Origin of the sequence: Pseudomonas sp. SB113 (assembly GCF_040754745.1) — a bacterium.
In the GTDB taxonomy this organism is placed as follows: domain Bacteria; phylum Pseudomonadota; class Gammaproteobacteria; order Pseudomonadales; family Pseudomonadaceae; genus Aquipseudomonas; species Aquipseudomonas grimontii.
Map to the genome: position 1 here is coordinate 266,818 of NZ_JBFMHW010000004.1, position 19,507 is coordinate 286,324.

A 19,507-nucleotide genomic window follows, 5' to 3' on the forward strand; every position below is an offset into this window, starting at 1 on the left:
CTCCCTAGAGTGGCCCCTGTATTCCAACAATCAGAGGCCCAACATGCCCGAATTAGCCCGCAACGAATTTTGGAAAGACCTGCAGCCCATCGCGAACTGCTTCAAGCCCGATGCCAAGCCTGAGGTTTACCTGCCGAATGCCGCCAGTGATGATCTGCGGCTCTACGTGCCCTTCACCGAGACGGTTTCTTCACGCCCTCTGTGGATCTCCCCCAGCGAAAACCGCTGGTGCGACATCTTGATGTCCAGCCATGCCGGCCTGGTCAATCGCCACTACCACCCGCACGAAGTGTTCGCCTACACCCTGTCGGGCAAGTGGGGCTACCTGGAGCACGACTGGACCGCCACCGCCGGTGATTTCGTTTATGAGACGCCCGGCGAGGGTCACACCTTGGTGGCCTATGAACACGAGGAACCCATGCGCGTGTTCTTCATCGTCAAGGGGCCGCTGATCTGGCTCGACGAGCACGGCGAATCCACCGGCTACTTCGACGTGCACTCCTACATCGCCCTGTGCCGTGAACATTACGAAAAGGTCGGCCTGGGCGCTGATGCAGTGGACCGTCTATTCCGTTAAACCCCGTGCTGCGGAGAACCGTCATGGCTCACAAAAATAATAAAGCCAGTTATGAAAATGTCCTGCTCTGCGTGTTGTTCCTGACGTTTGGTTTTGTGTTTTTCGATCGTCTAGCGCTGTCGTTCCTGTTTCCGTTCATGGCTGAAGAGCTGCATCTGAGCAACAGTCACCTCGGCATGTTGTCTTCGGTGCTGGCCTTGGCCTGGGCGATTTCCGGCACGCTGGTCGGCGCGTGGTCAGATCGCCGGGGGGTGCGCAAGCCGCTGCTGATCGCGGCGGTCATCCTCTTCTCGCTGTGCTCGGCCCTCTCGGGGCTGGTCGCGGGATTCCTTAGCCTGTTGCTGTTTCGCGCCATCATGGGGTTGGCCGAGGGCCCAATCCTGCCGTTGTCTCAATCGATGATGGTGGAGGCGTCATCGCCGCATCGCCGGGGCCTGAACATGGGCTTGCTGCAAGGCTCGGCAGCGGGCCTGTTGGGCGCGGTGATCGGCCCTCCGGTGTTGATAGCCCTGGCCGAGGCTTATGGCTGGCGACATGCGTTCATTGTGTCGCTGCTGCCAGGACTGCTGATCGCATGGCTCATCTGGCGTTATGTGCGCCAGGATGAACCTCGCCAGGCGCCGGTGAGTAACGTCAAGCTCACCGGGCAGCGACTGGCACTGCTTAAAAGCCGCAACATCGTGCTATGCACATTGATCAGTTGCGTGTTTCTGACCTGGTTCGTGATCCTGATCTCCTTTACCCCGACGTTTCTGGTCAGTGTCCGCGGTTACAGCGCGCCGAGCATGGGCACGATCATGAGTTGCCTGGGTGCGGCATGGGTTGTGTGGGGATTTGTGGTGCCCAGCATCTCCGACCGTATCGGCCGCCGTCCGACGCTGGTGCTGTTCTCGCTGATTGCGGCCTGCTGCCCGATAGCCCTGCTATTTGCGCCGTCGCCGATGATACTCGGCGTGCTGATGGTGCTCACCTTCACCGGGCTTGGCTGCTTCACGCTGTTCATGTCCACCATTCCGGCTGAAACCGTCCCGCGTGAAGTCATGGCCACGGCGCTGGGCATGATCATGGGCGTTGGCGAACTGGTAGGAGGGTTCGTGGCGCCGACCGTTGCCGGGTTCGCTGCCGATCAGTTCGGGTTGTCGATTGTGATGTGGATCTCCTGCGGCGGCGCCTTGCTGGCAGCAGGGCTGTCCCTGCTGCTCAAGGAAACTGCGCCTGGCGTGCTGCAACGCCGATCAATGCAAGCCTGCACACAGCGTGCGTGATCCGAGATCACCACGCTGCTCCATTTGCTCATCACAACAACAATAAAATGAGTCCCAGACCATGCACCCTACTCTTCGTTTGTGCGCGTTTTTGTTCCTGGTGTTTACCTACCCCCAAGCCTGGGCACTGGACCGAGAAGGTCCACTGGCCGGCCTGGGCGAGCATTTGGCCGACTATGGCATCCAGCCCCATGTGCAATTCACCAGCCTGTCGATGAAAAACCTCGACACCGGCCCGCGCCCCTACAGCTTCGGCAACAGCGGTGACCTGTACATCGGCGCAGACGTTAACCTCGCCACGCTCAGTGGCCTGGACGGCGCAGCCCTGCATTTCGAACAAACCGTCTTTATCCTCGATAACGGTACCGGCCAACCGACCGGGAACAAATGGCAAGGTGCCGTCGGCAGCTATTTTGGCGGTGCGCCCTTGCACAATGACATCGCCAGCAATCAGTTAAGCGTGTTGACCTACGAGCAAAAATGGCTCGACGGTCAGCTCGACCTGCACGTCGGACGGACCAATGGCCGACGGTACTTCTACATCTATAACTGCGAAACGGGCGTCACCTGCACCGACCCGATCCTGGACGCTTCAAGTGGCATGTTGCCGCCGCCGTTCGGCGCCTGGGGTGGCTACCTGAAGTATCAAGTGAACCCGCGTTTTTACGTGCACGCGGGTGCGTTCGAATCCAACCCGGTGGATTACCTGAAAAAGCGCAAAGGCCTGGACTTCAGCACTGACGACGCGAGTGGCACCAGCTTTCTGCTGGGCATTGGCAGCAAGCCGGGCGATGACACCACCCAGTACGAACTGAATGCGTACTTCAACTCGTCCAATCAGGTCGACCCATTGACGGGTGCCAGCGACCACGGCACGGCCGGCGGCTTCTTCAAGTTCCGCCAGACGCTATGGCGCGGCGGGCAGCAAGGCGTTCAGGTATTCGGCTCGCTGTCGGCGGCGGCTGACGATAAACAACCCTTCAGCCATTTCGCCGAAGCCGGGCTGACCTACCTTGCCCCCTTTGATCGGGCGCAGGACAAGCTCAATCTCAAAGCCAGCTACCTGCAAGTCAACGACCATCAGTTGCAGTTCCAACAACGCCTGCGCACGGCGGCCGGCGGCGATCCTGAATTGGGTGAGCGCAATGTCTACGCCGTGGAAGCCAACGGCCATTTTGCCTTGACCCGCCACCTGGCGATCGAACCGAGCATCCAGTACATCATCAATCCGGACAACTTCTACAACCCGGGTGCGACGCAATTGAGCAACAACGGCTTCGTGGTTGGCCTGCTGGTGGTGCTGGATGTGGGTTCGGTACTGGGTCTGTAAGCCTGTGCCTTGAATACAACGTTTAACTGACTCCATGGGGTAACGATGACTATGTTCAGCAGCACTCTGTTTGAAGGCAAGGTCGCGCTCGTCAGCGGCGGGACGTCCGGGATTGGCCAGGCGGCCGCCGAGTACCTGGCCCGGCATGGCGCCAGGGTCGTGGCGATCGGCTTGGGCGCCGACGCGACAATCGTCGCCGAGGGAGTTGAGCTCGATCTTCGCGAGGTTAACGTCACCGACGATGATGCGCTCAAAGGCGTGATCCAAAGCCTGGACCGCCTGGATATTCTGGTACCGGCCGCGGGAGGCACCCTGGGCGAAAAGGAGATGGAATGGGAGGCCTTCAACCAGGTGTTGTCGGTTCAACTCAATGCCGTTTACCGCCTCATCAACCTGGCGCATCCGCTGCTGGCCAGGCAAGGTGGGTCGATCATCAACATCGCGTCGATGTTCTCCTACTTCGGCGGGGGGAAACTGGTGGCTTACTCGGCAGCCAAAGGGGCGGTTGTCCAGATCACAAAATCCCTGGCGGAGGCTTACGCCCCTGACAACATTCGCGTCAATGCCGTGGCGCCGGGATGGATTACCACACCCCTGCTGGCGAAAATCGATGATCAACCGAGGATCGACCGCTTGCTGTCTCGCACGCCCATGAAGCGCTTCGGCAGTGCCGAAGAGGTCGCTAAGGTGATTGCCTTTCTGGCTTCGGATGCGGCGTCATTTGTGACCGGTGTGGTGCTGCCGGTGGATGGCGGTTACCTGACCACGGCTATCTGAAGACGCGCCTGAGGTCTCCCGGCCTACTGCTCGCTGCCTGGCGATAACGGCAAGGAAGCCGATACCCGGGCGTGGCAAACCTCGATTATTTCATCGGCGAGCGGCGAATCATCCGGACACGCTCGCGACAACACAATCGCGCCGACAGCATGAGCCAGTACGTCGATCATCTTCGCTCTCGTCTCGCCCGGCGCAGCGCCTTCGACGGTTGGATACTTTTGCACCAGCGCTTGCAGCATGCGGTCTATGCCTTCGGCGAAGGCACGCTTCAGCTCATCTGACTGACGCGCCGCGTCTCCACACAGGGCCGCCATGGTGCAGCCCTCGCCACGCCGGTCACGGTGATCCTTCGACACGTAGATATCGATGAACGTCTGAATATCAAGCGCTTCGGTGCCGGCCAGCGAACGGGAAAAACTGCAGGCAGCAGCCTCGGCCATCAAATCGGCCTTTGAGCCGAAATGCTTGTAAAAACCTCCATGGGTGAACCCCGCAGCGCCCATCAGATCCACCAAACCTACGCCGTCGAACCCTCGCTCACGAAACAACACGGAGGCCGTCTCGACGATGCGCTCGCGATTTGCCTGCGCCTGCGCTTTGGTCACTTTCACCTGCGATACCTCGATTCTGCTCAAAAACCCTACGCCATAGTACATAGATGTTGGTCGAAATCAAAATAATTGACAGCTTAGATTACGATCACCATCATAAAGGCGAACCTAATCCATCTCCAGCCACAGCCACAGAAGAAACCTCACATGACCGATCAGAATCTGTTTACCGCCTATACCCTTGGCTCGCTGACCCTCGCCAACCGCATCGTGCTCGCGCCACTGACACGCAATCGCGCTGGCACTGGACTGGTGCCCAGCGAGTTCGCCCCCACTTACTACAGCCAGCGCGCTTCAGCCGGGCTGCTGATTACCGAGGCCACCCAGATTTCGGCGCAGGCCCAGGGCTACCAGGACACACCCGGTCTTTACACCCAGGCGCAGATCGACGGCTGGCGCCGGGTCACCGACGCCGTGCATGCCAAGAGCGGCAAGATTTTTGTGCAGCTGTGGCACGTTGGCCGGGTCTCCCATGTAGACCTGCAACCGGGCGGTGCCGCGCCAGTAGCACCGTCGGCCATCCGTGCCCAGACCAAGACCTTCGTCAATAACAGCTTTGCCGACGTGTCCGAGCCACGCGCGCTCGAACTCGACGAGTTGCCCGGCATCGTCAACGATTTCCGCCAAGCGGCAGCAAACGCCATTGCGGCCGGCTTCGACGGCGTGGAAATTCACGGTGCAAACGGCTACTTGCTCGATCAATTCATCAAGGACGGCGCCAACCAGCGTACCGATGCCTACGGTGGCTCGATCGAAAACCGAGCGCGTCTGTTGCTGGAAGTGACCGCCGCCGTGGTCGCCGAGATTGGCGCGAACCGCACCGGCATTCGCCTTTCGCCGGTCTCGCCCGCCAATGGTGTATCGAGCAGTGAGCCGCAGGCTCAGTTCGATTACATCGTCGACCAACTCAATGCGCTCGACATCGTTTACCTGCACGTCGTCGAAGGCGCGACCGGTGGGCCACGCGACGTGGCGCCGTTTGATTTCGACGCCTTGCGCCAGCGCTTCCAGAACACCTACATCGCCAACAATGGCTACGACCAAAACCTGGCCAGCGCGCGGCTTGCGCAGGGCAAGGCTGACCTCATCGCCTTTGGCCGCCCGTTTATCGGCAACCCGGATCTGGTGGAGCGGCTCAAGGCCGGTGCGCCGCTGTCCGCCTTCGACCCTACCACCCTCTACGGCGGCGGTGCGGCGGGCTACATCGACTACCCGACACTGGCCGAATCAAGCGCTGCAGCCAACTAGGCAGTGGCTGATCGGGCTCGTCTCACTGCGTGTTCCTCAAGCAGTCCGCTGTTGCACAGTGTTATCCAGCCCAGGCGTGATCGTTCTGTAATCAAAGCTGGCTCGTTTGGTGCCAGAACACAGGTAATGGCACCAAGCGCGCCATTTATACGGAGTTACCTAAACCTTCCCGGATACACACTTCGGTCGGTTCAACAACTGACGGCACACGGGTAAGGCGGGAGCGCGCAAAAGGCTGGAAAGATGAAGCTGACTAACGATAAGCGCGACATCAACGAGTGCGTTGAATCAATCGCAGCCGCAACACACGATACAAAACACACAGGCCCACATCAGGATCAAGCGCCACAACGTGAAGACGCGACACCTGCGCAGTCGCCGACCAATAACGTGCCCGAAGCCGCTGCTCAGCCGGTAATCGTCTGGCGTAGCTTGATGTTGCAGCAGTGAAGCTGCGAAGTTGCATGGCTACGTCAACACCCGTCGCAGTGCCGCCAGAAATGGAGCCCGGTGCGGACAAAGTGTGGCGGTCAATAAAGAAGATGTCGCGATTCAGATCAGGCTGAAGGCCGATAAGCCTATGGCCAACCCAGTAACGGATGTTGTGCAAGGAACGCATCCAAATGCCTTACGACATAGCCCGGCGCGGAATCGGGAAAGAAATGCCCGCCTGGAATTGCGGCGGCGTCCAGGGCCGTAAAACGCTCCGACCAGGTGGCGGGAATGTCATAGTGTCGCGCCATCGCTCCGGACGCTCCGTAGAGAATCTGCGCGGGGATCGCACTACGTCGTCCTTGATCAATCGCGTCGTCCGCGAAATCGACCGCCAGTGCAGCGCGATAATCGTTGCAATAGCCGGCGATGGTCGCCGGGTCTCTCCATGATTGCCGGTACGCCAGCAGTTGCTCAGCATTGAAGTCTTCAGGCCCGGCCGCGCCCCATCCAAAAAGGCAACTCTCGAAGAAGAAATCAGGATCAGCCTCGATCATTCGTTCTGGAAAAGGCGCTGGCTGGGCCAGGAAGAACCAGTGCCAGTAGCTTTGCGCGACTTCCTTGCGCAGATCGGTCAGCAACACCGTCGTTGGCACAATGTCCATCAGCGTCAGGCTGGCGACCGAATCGGGGTGGTCGAGCGCCAAGCGATACGCCGCTCGAGCACCGCGGTCGTGACCGACAAGGTGGAACCTTGCATGCCCGAGTTCGCGCATTAGCGCCAATTGGTCCAACGCCATTGTCCGGAACCCGTAGTTTGCCAAGCTGGCCAGGGCCGTGGGCTTGCTCGAGGCACCGTATCCGCGCAAATCCGCGCAAACGACCCGATAGCCTCGCGCAACCAGCGCGGGCGCAATCTGCGCCCAAACGGCCATGGTTTGCGGAAAGCCGTGCAGCATCAGCACCGGTTCACCTTCACCTGCAACGACACAAGCGATTTCAACTTCACCTACGTTGATCTGAAGCTGCTTGAACCCTTCAAACATAAGCCCTCCCCAAAGCCACAAGCTATATTTTTTGTATAGCATTCACGGTATACAAAACGTATAGTTAAATCAATGGCGATACCCGACCCACTGCAAGCAGCGAGCAGCACATGACAACGGCTATGCGTTCACCAGCAGAAGGTGCCCAATCGATAGCGACCCGGTCAGCGGAGCTGCCGGATGGAAGAGCTTCTGGTATTGAGCGGTGGGTGCTCGTCTATCCAACGCATCGCGCTACAAATCGGCTGAGCGAAATAGGTACAATAAGTCATGACAAACAAAACCTATGGTCAACTCTGCCCAATCGCCCGGTCGCTGGATGTGCTCGGAGACCGCTGGACGCTGCTTTTGATCCGCGAATTCCTGCTCGGTCCCAAGCGATTCAAGGACCTGCTCGCGATTCTGACCGCGATGGGTCCAAACCGGCTCTCAGAACGTCTCGCCATGCTGGTGCAGAACGGCGTTATTCAACCCGTCACGCTACTCACGCCTGCCGCTACGCCCGCTTACGAGCTGACGGAGCTTGGCGAGCGACTGCGCACGCCAGTGCTCGCGCTGGGTTTCTGGGGGCTGGGCTTGCCGGTCGACGAGCGCATCGATCCGTCCAGTGCGCGAGCAGAACTCATAGCGCTTTGCCTGACCGGCGCGAACGATCCGACGGCGAGCGTTGGTTTGCAGGAACTGTACGAATTTCAAGTGGGGCCGGAAGTCTTCCATATTCGAGTCAGCGACGGCAGCCTGTTGGCGCGGTCCGGGCCCTGCACGGAGCCGGTCGACGTCAAGATCCAGTGCGACATGGACACCTTCATTGCACTGGTTCTACGCCACATCACGCCAACCCAGGCGCTTCGCGAAGGACGCGCAAAACTGCTGCACGGCGATCGCCCAGCGTTTACGCGAGTGTTCAAAGTCCTCGAGTACAAGCCCTAAGCCCTGGGCTACTCCACCCTGACACTTACCTGCATCCGATGCCATTCGGTGGTAACCCCGTGCACGTCAAGCGCTCATGCGGCGTGTAACCCCTTGTAGAGAACTCACCATGACCGCCTCCTCACCTGAAGAAAACTTGCTGAACCGGCCCTTATACCTTCCGAACGGCAGCGCTATCCGCAATCGCCTGGCCAAAGCGGCCATGAGCGAAACGCTGGGCACCTACGACAATCACCCAACATTGAAGCTGGTCGAACTGTACCGACGCTGGTCCGCGTCAGGCATCGGGTTGCTCATCACCGGAAACGTCATGATCGACCGGCGTGCACTCGGTGAGCCAGGCAACGTGGTGATTGAGGATGAAACAGACCTGCCGCTGCTCCATCAATGGGCCCGTGCCGCAACCGGGCAAGGCGCAGCGATCTGGGTGCAGCTCAATCACCCGGGCAAGCAGTCGACCAAAGGCCTGAACCGCAGCAACCTGGCACCCTCCGCCGTGCCGTTCCGCAAGGACATGGCCTCTCTTTTCGAGACGCCACGCGAGGCCACAACGGCCGAGATCGAAGACATCATTCAGCGCTTTGGACGCAGCGCAGCCATCTGCAAGAAAGCCGGCTTCAGCGGCGTGCAAATCCATGGGGCGCACGGTTATCTGATCAATCAGTTCCTGTCGCCCCACCACAATCGGCGCACGGATGAGTGGGGTGGCAACTCGGAAAAACGCCGGCGTTTCGTGCTGGCCGTCTATAGAGAAATCCGGCGCCAGGTCGGTACCGATTTTCCGGTCGGCATCAAGCTCAATTCAGCCGACTTCCAACACGGCGGCTTCACTGAACAGGAGTCCATGGCAACGATCCATGCACTCGCCGAAGCCGGCATCGATCTGATTGAGATTTCCGGCGGCACCTATGAGGCACCCGCCATGAGCGGCGGCCTCGAAGCCACTAAAAAAGCGTCCACCGTTGCGCGTGAGGCTTACTTTCTAGAGTTTGCCGAGAAGGTGCGCGCCTCGATCAACGTCCCACTGATGGTCACAGGCGGTTTCCGCAGTGCCGCTGCAATGAACGCTGCACTGCGCTCCGGAGCACTGGACGTCATCGGCCTGGCGCGGCTGTTAGCGATTGATCCCGAAGCACCGGCCGCCCTGTTGCAAGGGCAGGACAGCGCGCAGCGAGTACGACCGATCACCACCGGCATCAAACAGATTGATCAGATGGGGGTCATGGAAATTCTCTGGTACACGCTGCAGCTCAAGCGAATCGCCAGTGGCGGTAATCCAAAACCCGATGAAAGCGGGCTTTGGGCGTTTGCCAAATCGGTGCTGAAAAGTGGCTGGGGCACCTTCCGTACGCGGCGTGCGCGCGCATGAGCCCGGCCGTCGCTGATGATGCCTGCACAACATGACAACCTCTTGGAGGACTTCAACATGAGCTATACGCATCTAAACGCCCCTACCCTCTATGTCGACGTCGATGGGGACACGTTTGCCTATCGCCGCTGGGGCAATGACAAGACAGACCAGCCGCCCCTGTTCTTCCTCCAACATTTCCGTGGCGGCATGGATCATTGGGACCCCATCATGACGGATGGGCTGGCGGCGGGACGCGAGGTCATTCTCTACAACGGTCGCGGCGTTGCCTCCTCTTCCGGCAAACCGCGTAACCGCATTGAGCTGATGGCCGACGACGCGGCCGCAGTGATCCGCGCACTCGGTCTATCAACAGTCGATGTGCTGGGTTTCTCGCTTGGCGGTTTTATCGCCCAGGACCTGACACGGCGCCATCCCGACCTCGTGCGCAAACTGATGCTGCTGGGTACCGGGCCGCGTGGTGGTAACCCGGACTCAGACCCTGGCGTGCTGGAGGCCGCACCACGGCCCATCCCCACCGTGGACGATTTTCTGTTTCTGTTTTTCGGTCGATCCGAAGCGGCGCGACAGGCAGGCCGCGAGTTCTGGGAGCGCCGTCATCAGCGTGTCGATCAGGATCCCCCCAGCTCTGTGCAGGTGATGCAGGCCCAGATCGAGGCCCATATGCACTTTATGCCCAAGCTGGACCCCGATGCTCCGTTCGAGCATCTACGTGCGATCAAACAGCCAACGCTCATCCTCAACGGCATGAATGACATCATGATTCCAACGGTCAACTCCTGGTACATGGCCCAGAACATCCCGAACGCCCAGTTATTCCTGTACCCGGATGCGGGCCACGGCGCCCAATTCCAATGCCCTGAGCGCTTTCTGAAACACGCCACCGCGTTCCTCAGCGAATAACCCCTACGGAGCCAGCACATCATGCTGAAATTCAAATTTTTGTTGTGGGCGCTGACCCAGCTGTTACAGCGAGCCATCAAGAAAAACCCCGGCTGCGCAAAACTGGTTAATGGCAAGTCGCTGGTCTTTCAGATTCGAACAGAGGATGGCGTGGGTCGCTACTTCACCGTTGCGAACGGAAAGATAAAATCCGCCGCAGGTTTAACGCAAAAGCCGGCATTCACGCTGTCGTTCAGAAACGCAGAAAGAGGCTTCGCCATACTGTCGGCTAAAGACAGCAAGGATGAATTCCTGACAGGCTTGCGTACAGGCGATCTGAACATCAGCGGTGATTTTGTTGAGGTGATGTGGTTCCAGGGATTAACAGAATACTTGCAGCCGACCAAAGACCCCGCGCAGGTCTTTTTTACCACGCGCTAGGGCTCGACACACTCAACTCTGGAGAAAAACCCATGCATCGCTTATTTGCAATGGCCGTGCTGTGCTTCACGTTTGCAGCAACCTTCAATACGGCATCCGCCCAGACCCAGACAGTGGGCGCCACCGCGCCAAGCCCATCATCAAGCGAATCTAGCCCAGGGGGCGAATGGCGAAATGTGCGCACCCAGTTCGTCTCCACAGGTGGTGTTTACTACGCCTATCGTGAGCTTGGACAGAATCAGGGTGGCACGCCCGTCGTGTTCCTAAACCACTTGGCCGCCGTGCTGGACAACTGGGATCCGCGTGTCGTGGACGGGATCGCGGCGCAACACCACATTATCGTGTTCGACAACCGTGGCGTCGGCGCTTCAACTGGCGAACCCGCGGCAACCATCGAACAGATGGCGGATGACGCAATCAGCTTCATAAAAGCCAAGGGCTACACGCAGGTCGACCTGTTCGGCTTCTCGATGGGAGGCATGATCGCCCAGGAAATCGTGCTCAAGGAGCCGCAACTGGTGCGCAAAATCATCCTGGCCGGTACCGGCCCGGCAGGTGGCGAGGGCATCAGCACCGTCGCCGGCGTCTCCAATAGAGCCCTGATCCGGGGCCTCTTCACGTTCCAGGATCCGAAACAGTTTCTGTTCTTCACCCGTACCGCTAACGGAATCGCCGCAGGCAAGGCGTTCCTGGAGCGGCTGAAAGAGCGTTCTGAAAAGCGCGACGATGAGATCAGCTTTTCCGCATATCGCGCGCAGTTAAAGGCCCTGCGCGCCTGGGGCCAGAAAGCACCCGCCGATCTCTCTGTCGTCAAGCAACCGGTGCTTATCGCCAATGGAGAAGACGACCTGATGGTGCCAATCGAAAACTCGCGTGATCTTGCACGCAGGCTCCCCCACAGCGAATTGATCGTCTACCCTGATGCGGGCCATGGAGGCATCTTTCAGTTTTACGCCGACTTCGTACCCGCTGCGCTCACGTTTCTCGCTCGCTAACACACGCTTGCATTCGCCTGGCTCAAACGTCAGGCGTCGCTGACGCGCTCGCTGCTGATGCCTCCCCCCCAAAACAATAAATTGGTCGGTCCAATTTTCATTAAATTAAATTGGTCTTGCCAATAATTTTCTCGGTGTGTAGCTTTAAAGCCCTGTCCCGCTGTACGACATTCGTCGCCTGCGCCCCGGCCAAGGAGCATCAACATGCTGACTGTCATCTGTAACGAACCTCACTCGTTAACCGCCGTCGAGCGTGAAAAACCGCTCAGAAAGTCAGGGGAAATACTCATCCGCATCAAGCGCGTCGGGGTCTGCGGCACCGACCTGCACATTTTCACCGGCAATCAGCCCTACCTCGAATACCCACGCGTGATGGGCCATGAGTTCTCCGGGGTGGTGGAAGAAGCTGACAGCGCCAGCGACCTCAAAAGTGGTGATGTCGTCTATGTGATGCCCTATCTTTCCTGCGGGACATGCATCGCCTGTCGCCAGGGCAAGACCAATTGCTGCACGCATATCCAAGTACTGGGGGTTCACCGCGACGGTGCCTTTACCGAATACCTGAGCATCCCCCGTGCGTTCGTTCACAAAGCCGTGGGCGTGTCCCTTGACCAGGCCGCGATGATCGAATTTCTGTCCATCGGCGCTCACGCCGTACGTCGTTCAAACATCCAGGCGGATAAACGCGCGCTGGTGGTCGGCACCGGGCCGATCGGCATGGCCGCTGCGATCTTCGCCAGCCTGCGGGGCGCTCAGGTCACAGTTCTGGATACGCGGGACGACCGCCTATCCTTCTGCAAGGAACACCTGAAGATTCACGCTGCGGTGAAAATCGGCGAAGGCGACAAGGAGCGCTTGGCGGCACTCACCGAGGGTGATTTCTTCGACGTGGTGTTTGATGCCACCGGCAATGCGCGGGCCATGGAGCGCGGGTTTGAATTCATCGCGCACGGCGGTACCTACGTGATGATTTCGGTGGTGCGCGATTCCATCACCTTCTCCGACCCTGAATTCCACAAGCGCGAAGCCACGTTGATGGGCAGCCGCAACGCCACCCACGAAGACTTCCAGTATGTGGAAGAATGTTTGCGCAACGGATTGATTCCGCACGCCGCCCTCAATACCCATCGACTGACGCTCAGCGATGTCCCCAGCGCGTTCGCCACATTGCTCGACCCGAAACAAGGCGTCGTCAAAGCAATCATCGAGTGTTAGGAGAGAGGTGATGAGTGATAGTCAATCCCTGCTTGTGTTGACCCCCGGTGACGATGTTGCCGTGGCTCGAGGCGATATCGCCGCAGGCCAACACCTCAGCGCCGACGGTATTGCGCTGATCGCCCGGCAACCGATTCCATCCGGCCACAAGATCGCCCTGCGTTCGGTGTTGGCTGGCCAACAGGTACTCAAGTACGGCCAGACCATAGGCCTGGCCACCCACGGCATCGAACCCGGTGATTACGTCCATGTACACAACCTGGACATGCCCGCCACCACCGCCGAACACAGCGTGCAGAACCTCTATGTACCCACGGTGTTCAGCCATGAACCGGCGACCTTCGAGGGGTTTGTCCGCGATGATGGCCGCGTCGGTACACGCAATTACATCGGTGTTATTTCCAGCGTCAACTGCTCGGCAACCGTCTGCAAACACATCGCCAATGCGTTCTCTCCCGAGCGCCTGAAAGACTTCCCTTACGTCGATGGAGTGGTCGCAATTACCCATGGCAGCGGTTGTGGCATGGGGGCGAACGGTGAAGGGATCGACATCCTCAAACGGACCTTGCGCGGCTACGCCAATCACCCCAATTTTGCCGGGGTGTTATTGATCGGCCTGGGCTGCGAAGTCAACCAGCTGACGCCTTTGATGAATGAACTGGGGGATCGGCCAGCCACGCTCAAGGCCAGTTTGATCATTCAGGAAGCGGGCGGTACTCGCGAAACCGTACAGCGTGGCATCGCGCATGTTGAAGCGATGCTGCCCATCATCAACAGTTTCCGGCGTACCACCGTTGCGGCCAGCCATCTCAGCGTGGGATTGCAATGCGGCGGCTCGGATGGTTACTCAGGCATTACCGCGAACCCGGCACTCGGGGCAGCGGTAGACCTGCTTGTAAGGCACGGCGGCAGCGCCATTCTTTCGGAAACGCCAGAAATCTATGGCGCTGAACACCTTTTGACGGCGCGCGCCGCATCGGCCGAGGTGTCGGCAACGTTGATGGCGCGAATCCATTGGTGGGAAGCCTACGTGCGCCACAATGACGGTGACATGAACAACAACCCCTCCCCTGGAAACAAGGCCGGCGGGATCACCACCATTCTGGAAAAATCCCTTGGCGCCGTGGCGAAAGCCGGCACCACTGGATTAATGGGCGTTTACCACTACGCGGAAACGATCGATACCTGCGGACTGGTATTCATGGACACACCAGGCTACGACCCCGTATCGGCCACCGGCCAGGTGGCGGGGGGCGCAAACCTCATCTGCTTCACCACTGGCCGTGGCTCGACCTACGGGTGCAAACCCACCCCCTCTTTAAAGATTGCCACCAACACCCGCCTGTTCCATCGCATGGCGCTAGATATGGACTTCAATGCCGGCGGTATTGTCGATGGCCTGGAATCGGTGGCGCAGGCCGGTGAGCGGCTGTTTCAACTGATGCTCGACACCGCTTCCGGACGCCCCACGTGCAGCGAAGAAAACGGCTTGGGCGACAATGAGTTCCTACCCTGGCAGATGGGCGCGGTGATGTGAAACGAACAGCCACTGACTATGGCTGTGGTAGCCTTCGCAAACTTCCCGATGGACGCCGTACCGATGGCCGCACCGACAAACGCCTCTGAGCGAAAGCCGTATCAAAAAATCGCCGACCAACTTCGAAACTACATCTTGCAGGGGGATTTCAAACCCGGCTCAAGGCTTCCTCCCGAGCGCGATTTGACGCAACGCCTCGGTGTTTCCAGACCCTCCCTGCGCGAAGCGCTCATAGCCCTGGAAATAGAAGGCGTCGTCGACATCAAGATGGGCTCAGGCGTGTACGTCAGAACCCTGGCCCTGGAAGGAACAAATAACACCGTAACGCTCGGCGAGAGCCCCTCGGAACTTATGCAGGCGCGTGCCTTGATCGAAGGTGAGTCGATAATTCTGGCTTGTCTGCATGCTAGAAAAAGCGACTATCGCTACCTTCAGGAATGTATTGATGCCATGCGCGCCTCCATCGAAAAGGGTTTGCCGCCCTTGGAGGATGACCGCAAGTTTCACCATCGCCTGGCTAAAATGAGTGGCAACTCGGCTTTGGTCCGGATCATCACGGGGCTCTTTGATGAACGTCATAACCCTATTTCAGCGCACCTCAGCAGACATTCAGAGAACGCGTTGACCTGGGAAGCGGCCGTCATCGAGCATGAAGCAATCCTTCACGCCGTAGCCCAAAAAGACGTGCTCGGCGCACAAACCTCAATGCGCCAGCATTTGAGCCGTTCGGAAAATCGTTGGCTGCAAGCGCTGGAGCCGCAAGAGCACACGGCCAATGGGCAGCACAAGTAGCCAACGGTTTGCACGCTGGCGACTTGCTCCGTTTTCATGCCATCAAAGCAGTTGTTGGCGCACCGCCAATTCCACACCGCGGATTTCCGCCAGGCCCTTGAGACGACCGATCAGCGAATAGCCGGGGTTGCTTTTACGCTGCTGATCGTCGAGCAGTTGATGCCCGTGGTCCGGGCGCAACGGCAAGCGCGGGCCACCTTCGCGCTCACGCCGGCGCTCTTCGGCCACCAGCGCTGCGATGACCCCGACCATGTCGACATCGCCGTCCAGGTGGTGCGCTTCGTGGAAGCTGCGCGGGTCGGCCTCGCGGCGGGTTGAACGCAGGTGGGTGAAGTAGATGAACGGCGCAAATTGCTTGGCCATCGCCACCAGATCGTTGTCTTCACGCACCCCATAGGAGCCGGTGCAGAACGTCAGGCCGTTGGCCGGGCTTGGCGCGGCGTCCAGTAACCATTGGGCATCTTCGGCAGTAGAGAGGATGCGCGGCAAGCCGAGCAACGCCCGCGGTGGATCGTCCGGGTGAATCGCCATGCGCACACCCACTGCCTCTGCCACCGGCACCACCGCGCGCAAAAAATACCCCAGGTGTTCACGCAGCCTGGCTTCATCGATGTGCGCGTAGGTGCGCAGCAAGGCGCGAAAGTCGTCCAGGCTGTAGTGTTCTTCGGCACCGGGCAAACCGGCAATCAAGGTATTGACCAGGCTTTCGCTCTGGGCGGGCGTCAGTTGCTCGAAGTAGGCCTTGGCCCGCTGGATGTCCTCGACGCTGTATTCGGCGTGTGCCTCCGGGCGCTTGAGGATAAACAGGTCGAACGCAGCAAACGCGGTGTGATCAAAACGCAGCGCCCAACCGCCATCCGCCAACTCCCAGGCCAGGTCGGTACGGGTCCAGTCCAACACGGGCATGAAGTTGTAGCACACGATATCGATGCCGCAGCTCGCCAGGTTGCGCACGCTTTGCTGGTAGTTGGCGATGTACTCATCGCGCCGACCGCAGCCGCGCTTGATGTCTTCATGCACCGGAATGCTTTCCACCACCGACCAGCTCAAGCCTGCGGCTTCTATCATCTGTTTGCGCGCCGCGATGGCCTCCACCGGCCAGACTTCGCCATTGGGGATTTCGTGCAACGCGGTGACGATACCGGTCGCACCGGTTTGGCGGATGTCCGCCAGGGAGATCGGGTCTTTGGGGCCAAACCACCGCCATGTCTGTTCCATGTTGTTCTCCGTTCTTATCAGGGGTGTGATGCAAGGGTGCGCACAATGTTGCCGATGCCGTCGCGGACCAGCGCACCATAGGCAGCGTGCACGCCCGTGCGAAAGGCCGCGTGAGCGGACAATGCGGCCGGGAACACTTCGTCCAGATCCAGAAAGGCATCCACCAGCGATGCGCCTTCGAACCTGCCTGCGAGATCGGCAAAAGTCGCACTCAAGGGATCGTCAATCGCCTGCGTCGAGCCGCCAGGCAGCGGTTGCGTACAGTAGTGAATCCATGCTGCGATCCCCAATGCCGTGCAGGCGATGCCGCGTCCGTCCTCAAGCAACTGCTGCGCGCCGAGCAACCAGCGCTGGGGCAGTTTCTGCGAGCCGTCCATGGCGATCTGGCGCAAACGGTGTTGCAGGCTGTCATTGGCAAAACGCGCCTTAAGATCGTGGGCGTAGCGCACCAGATCGATACCCGCCGGCATGTCCAGGGTCGGCGCGGCTTCCTGAGTCATGTAGCGTTCGATAAAACCCGCCAAGGCCGCATCATTCATGGCCTCGAACACCGACGCGTGACCGACCAACAACCCCACATAGGCCAGCAACGAATGGCTGCCGTTGAGCATGCGCAGCTTCATCGTTTCAAATGGGCGCACGTCGCCCACCATCTGAACGCCCTCCTCCTCCCAGTCCGGACGCCCGAGAGGAAAGTGATCTTCGATCACCCATTGGCTGAAACGTTCACAGACCACGGCCGCACGGTCGTGGCAATCCAGTTGCTGTTCCAGTCGCGCGAAGGACTCGCCGTCCATGGCGGGGACGATCCGGTCAACCATGCAGCCAGGGAACGCCACATGCTCGTTGACCCATTGCGCCAACCCTGCGTCCTGCATCGCCGCCAACCCACTCACTGCCTGGCGAGTGCGCTGGCCGTTGTCTGGCATGTTGTCGCAGCACAACACCGTGAAGGCAGGAATGCCTGCGGCGCGGCGGCGACGCAAGGCTTCGAGGACAATGCCGGGCGCTGTGCGCGGCGCCTGCGGATGCGCGATGTCATGGACAATCGCCGGATCTTCAGTGCGCAACTGCCCGGTGGCTGGGTTCAGGCAGTAACCTTTCTCGGTGACAGTGAGGGTGACGATCCGCGTCTGCGGCTCAGCCATGCGTTGCAACAACACTGGCAGCTCATCGCCGCCCTCACCCACATACAAGGTCTGGCGCACTACACCGATCTCCCGCAGCGTCACTTGCTCGCGGTCGCGATACTCGGCCACATGGTAGCGACCGTCCTGCTCACGCAATTGATCAACCAATGTGCGATTCGAGCGCAGGTTGGCGCTGCACAGCCCCCAATCACTTTCACCCTGGCGATTGAGATGGCGTTGCAGGTAGACCGCCTGGTGGGCGCGATGAAACGCCCCCAGGCCAAGATGCACAATCCCGATCTCACGGACAGAGCCGGTAGAGGGCACACGGTTCACAATAGGCATCGACACGCTCCTTTCATGACGGGTTATGGCCGGCTAAGGACCGAGACTGGTTGCGGGCTGTGTGTCGGCGAATTACCGCTATCCGCCGCCGAAAGCGGTTTGACATAGCGCGCTACACACACGGCGCCAATCACGGTCAACAGTCCCGCCAGCAAAAATGCACTGGTGAACGAACCGGTGAATTGCACCAAAAAGCCCGTCAAGGTCGGGCCAATGATGCCCGAGGTGTTAGCCAGAAAATGCATGAAGCCACTGACCCCACCCACTCGTGCGGCAGGCACCGTGTCCTGAATGATCGCCCAGTAGATGGCACCGGTGAGATAAAGGAAGAACACGGCCAAGGCGACGAGGATGACCGCCGGATACAGGGTTTTGACCACTCCGGCACAGGCGATGCACGCGGCACAGAACAACAGGCACGTCACCAGCACCACCTTACGGGAGAACATCATCCGCCCGGTTTTCTTGAACACGAAGTCGGAAATGAAACCGCCCAGGGCCAGGCCGAGGAAGCCCAGGACCCAGGGGATGACCGTGGCAATGCTCATGTCCTTGACGTTGAGGCCGTGGGCCATGGTCAGGTAACTGGGGAACCAGGTCAGGAAGAAGAACAGCGTGTAGTTATAAGAAAAGAACGCCAGGGACGTGAACAGCACCGTGGGCTGCTTGAGGTAGTACCGTAGCGGGAACACCGGCTGCGCCGCCAGCTCGCTTTGGCCCTCGGCCCGCACAATATCCTCGGCGCCCTCGCCTTCAGGCCGTTCCTTGACGAATTTGTACCACACCGCCGCCCAGACCAGGCCGATCACCATGATGATAATGAACGACATCTTCCAGCCGTAGGTGACGGCAATGAAGCCCACCACCGGCCCGGAAATCGCCCCACCCAGCGGCGTGCCGGACATCGACGTGCCAATCGCCCGCGCCCTGCGCTTGGGGGTGTACCAGTTGTTGATCATCTTGCTCGTCGTGACACTCAGTGGCCCCTCCCCCATCCCGAACAGGATGCGGATCAGCACCAGCGAGGCGAAGCCGATCGTCAGTACCGTGAGACCGCTGAACAGCGACCACAGCACCATCGCCAGCAGCAGCGTGGTTTTCGCGCCGTAGCGGTCGGCAGCCCAACCGCCGACAAAGTTGAACACGGCATAACCGACAAAAAAACTACTGAAGATCATGCCCATCTCACCCGTCGAAAGACCGTAGTCTTTCTGGATGAACGGGGCCGCAACGGACAATGCCGAGCGATCCAGGTAGTTGATGACGCCTGCCAGGAACAGCATGATGATGATTAATGTGCGACCTTGACCAAACATTGGAACCTCCCGCTTCTTGTGTTTATTCGGTGAGGGTGCCCGCAGGGGCAC

General features: G+C 59.5%; 19 protein-coding genes. 14 read left to right on the forward strand and 5 right to left on the reverse strand.

Annotated elements, in window-relative coordinates:
- Nucleotides 1–43: 43 nt before the first annotated feature.
- The 4 genes from AB1462_RS07725 (at nucleotide 44) to AB1462_RS07740 (ending at nucleotide 3,949) form a co-directional block, all read left to right on the forward strand.
- The gene (locus AB1462_RS07725) at nucleotides 44–577 is read left to right on the forward strand and encodes a 2,4'-dihydroxyacetophenone dioxygenase family protein (protein WP_108538433.1); all 534 of its coding nucleotides are present in this window, start codon (nucleotides 44–46) and stop codon (nucleotides 575–577) included.
- A 23-nt stretch (nucleotides 578–600) separates the two neighbouring features.
- Nucleotides 601–1,842 (forward strand): MFS transporter, encoded by a 1,242-nt coding sequence (locus AB1462_RS07730; protein WP_367246512.1) that lies wholly within the window; start codon nucleotides 601–603, stop codon nucleotides 1,840–1,842.
- Nucleotides 1,843–1,903: 61 nt separating this feature from the next.
- The gene (locus tag AB1462_RS07735; protein WP_315337706.1) at nucleotides 1,904–3,172 is read left to right on the forward strand and encodes a carbohydrate porin; all 1,269 of its coding nucleotides are present in this window, start codon (nucleotides 1,904–1,906) and stop codon (nucleotides 3,170–3,172) included.
- A 45-nt stretch (nucleotides 3,173–3,217) separates the two neighbouring features.
- A complete protein-coding gene (locus AB1462_RS07740) occupies nucleotides 3,218–3,949 on the forward strand; it encodes an SDR family NAD(P)-dependent oxidoreductase (protein WP_367246514.1) in 732 nt (243 codons plus the stop codon).
- 23 nt (nucleotides 3,950–3,972) lie between these two features.
- On the opposite strand, the gene AB1462_RS07745 is transcribed toward AB1462_RS07740, so the two are convergent.
- A complete protein-coding gene (locus AB1462_RS07745; protein WP_315337704.1) occupies nucleotides 3,973–4,560 on the reverse strand; it encodes a TetR/AcrR family transcriptional regulator in 588 nt (195 codons plus the stop codon).
- 147 nt (nucleotides 4,561–4,707) lie between these two features.
- Here AB1462_RS07745 and AB1462_RS07750 point away from each other — a divergent pair, with 147 nt between their 5' ends.
- Both AB1462_RS07750 and AB1462_RS07755 read left to right on the forward strand, forming a co-directional pair.
- The gene (locus AB1462_RS07750; RefSeq protein WP_315337703.1) at nucleotides 4,708–5,808 is read left to right on the forward strand and encodes an alkene reductase; all 1,101 of its coding nucleotides are present in this window, start codon (nucleotides 4,708–4,710) and stop codon (nucleotides 5,806–5,808) included.
- A 243-nt stretch (nucleotides 5,809–6,051) separates the two neighbouring features.
- Complete coding sequence (locus AB1462_RS07755; RefSeq protein ID WP_367246516.1) at nucleotides 6,052–6,258, forward strand: hypothetical protein; 207 nt, start codon at nucleotides 6,052–6,054, stop codon at nucleotides 6,256–6,258.
- 128 nt (nucleotides 6,259–6,386) lie between these two features.
- On the opposite strand, the gene AB1462_RS07760 is transcribed toward AB1462_RS07755, so the two are convergent.
- A complete protein-coding gene (locus AB1462_RS07760; RefSeq protein WP_315337701.1) occupies nucleotides 6,387–7,286 on the reverse strand; it encodes an alpha/beta hydrolase in 900 nt (299 codons plus the stop codon).
- 270 nt (nucleotides 7,287–7,556) lie between these two features.
- Here AB1462_RS07760 and AB1462_RS07765 point away from each other — a divergent pair, with 270 nt between their 5' ends.
- The 8 genes from AB1462_RS07765 to AB1462_RS07800 all read left to right on the forward strand — a co-directional run bounded on the left by AB1462_RS07765 (nucleotide 7,557) and on the right by AB1462_RS07800 (nucleotide 15,447).
- Entirely contained in the window at nucleotides 7,557–8,216 is a 660-nt protein-coding gene (locus tag AB1462_RS07765; RefSeq protein ID WP_231807658.1) for a winged helix-turn-helix transcriptional regulator, read from the forward strand.
- Between the two features lie 109 nt (nucleotides 8,217–8,325).
- A complete protein-coding gene (locus tag AB1462_RS07770; RefSeq protein ID WP_367246518.1) occupies nucleotides 8,326–9,585 on the forward strand; it encodes an NADH:flavin oxidoreductase/NADH oxidase family protein in 1,260 nt (419 codons plus the stop codon).
- 57 nt (nucleotides 9,586–9,642) lie between these two features.
- Entirely contained in the window at nucleotides 9,643–10,488 is an 846-nt protein-coding gene (locus AB1462_RS07775; protein WP_367246519.1) for an alpha/beta fold hydrolase, read from the forward strand.
- 21 nt (nucleotides 10,489–10,509) lie between these two features.
- Nucleotides 10,510–10,908 carry a helicase gene (locus AB1462_RS07780; protein ID WP_074845484.1) on the forward strand — a complete coding sequence of 133 codons (399 nt, stop codon included), beginning with the start codon at nucleotides 10,510–10,512 and terminating at the stop codon, nucleotides 10,906–10,908.
- Nucleotides 10,909–10,940: 32 nt separating this feature from the next.
- Nucleotides 10,941–11,903: an alpha/beta fold hydrolase gene (locus tag AB1462_RS07785; RefSeq protein WP_367246521.1), complete on the forward strand. Its 963-nt coding sequence runs from the start codon at nucleotides 10,941–10,943 to the stop codon at nucleotides 11,901–11,903.
- 204 nt (nucleotides 11,904–12,107) lie between these two features.
- Nucleotides 12,108–13,118, forward strand: coding sequence for a zinc-binding alcohol dehydrogenase family protein (locus tag AB1462_RS07790; RefSeq protein WP_367246523.1), 1,011 nt, complete (start codon nucleotides 12,108–12,110; stop codon nucleotides 13,116–13,118).
- A gap of 10 nt (nucleotides 13,119–13,128) precedes the next feature.
- Nucleotides 13,129–14,655 carry a UxaA family hydrolase gene (locus AB1462_RS07795; RefSeq protein ID WP_367246524.1) on the forward strand — a complete coding sequence of 509 codons (1,527 nt, stop codon included), beginning with the start codon at nucleotides 13,129–13,131 and terminating at the stop codon, nucleotides 14,653–14,655.
- 63 nt (nucleotides 14,656–14,718) lie between these two features.
- Nucleotides 14,719–15,447, forward strand: coding sequence for a FadR/GntR family transcriptional regulator (locus tag AB1462_RS07800; protein ID WP_367246526.1), 729 nt, complete (start codon nucleotides 14,719–14,721; stop codon nucleotides 15,445–15,447).
- Nucleotides 15,448–15,489: 42 nt separating this feature from the next.
- Here the strand turns inward: AB1462_RS07800 and uxuA are convergent, their stop codons facing one another.
- The 3 genes from uxuA to AB1462_RS07815 are packed head-to-tail and all read right to left on the reverse strand — an operon-like array spanning nucleotide 15,490 to nucleotide 19,456.
- Nucleotides 15,490–16,665 carry a mannonate dehydratase gene (gene uxuA / locus AB1462_RS07805; RefSeq protein WP_367246528.1) on the reverse strand — a complete coding sequence of 392 codons (1,176 nt, stop codon included), beginning with the start codon at nucleotides 16,663–16,665 and terminating at the stop codon, nucleotides 15,490–15,492.
- A gap of 17 nt (nucleotides 16,666–16,682) precedes the next feature.
- Complete coding sequence (locus tag AB1462_RS07810) at nucleotides 16,683–18,140, reverse strand: mannitol dehydrogenase family protein (protein WP_315337692.1); 1,458 nt, start codon at nucleotides 18,138–18,140, stop codon at nucleotides 16,683–16,685.
- Between the two features lie 23 nt (nucleotides 18,141–18,163).
- On the reverse strand, nucleotides 18,164–19,456 hold the full coding sequence (locus AB1462_RS07815) for an MFS transporter (protein WP_315337691.1): 1,293 nt from the start codon (nucleotides 19,454–19,456) through the stop codon (nucleotides 18,164–18,166).
- Nucleotides 19,457–19,507 lie beyond the last annotated feature (51 nt).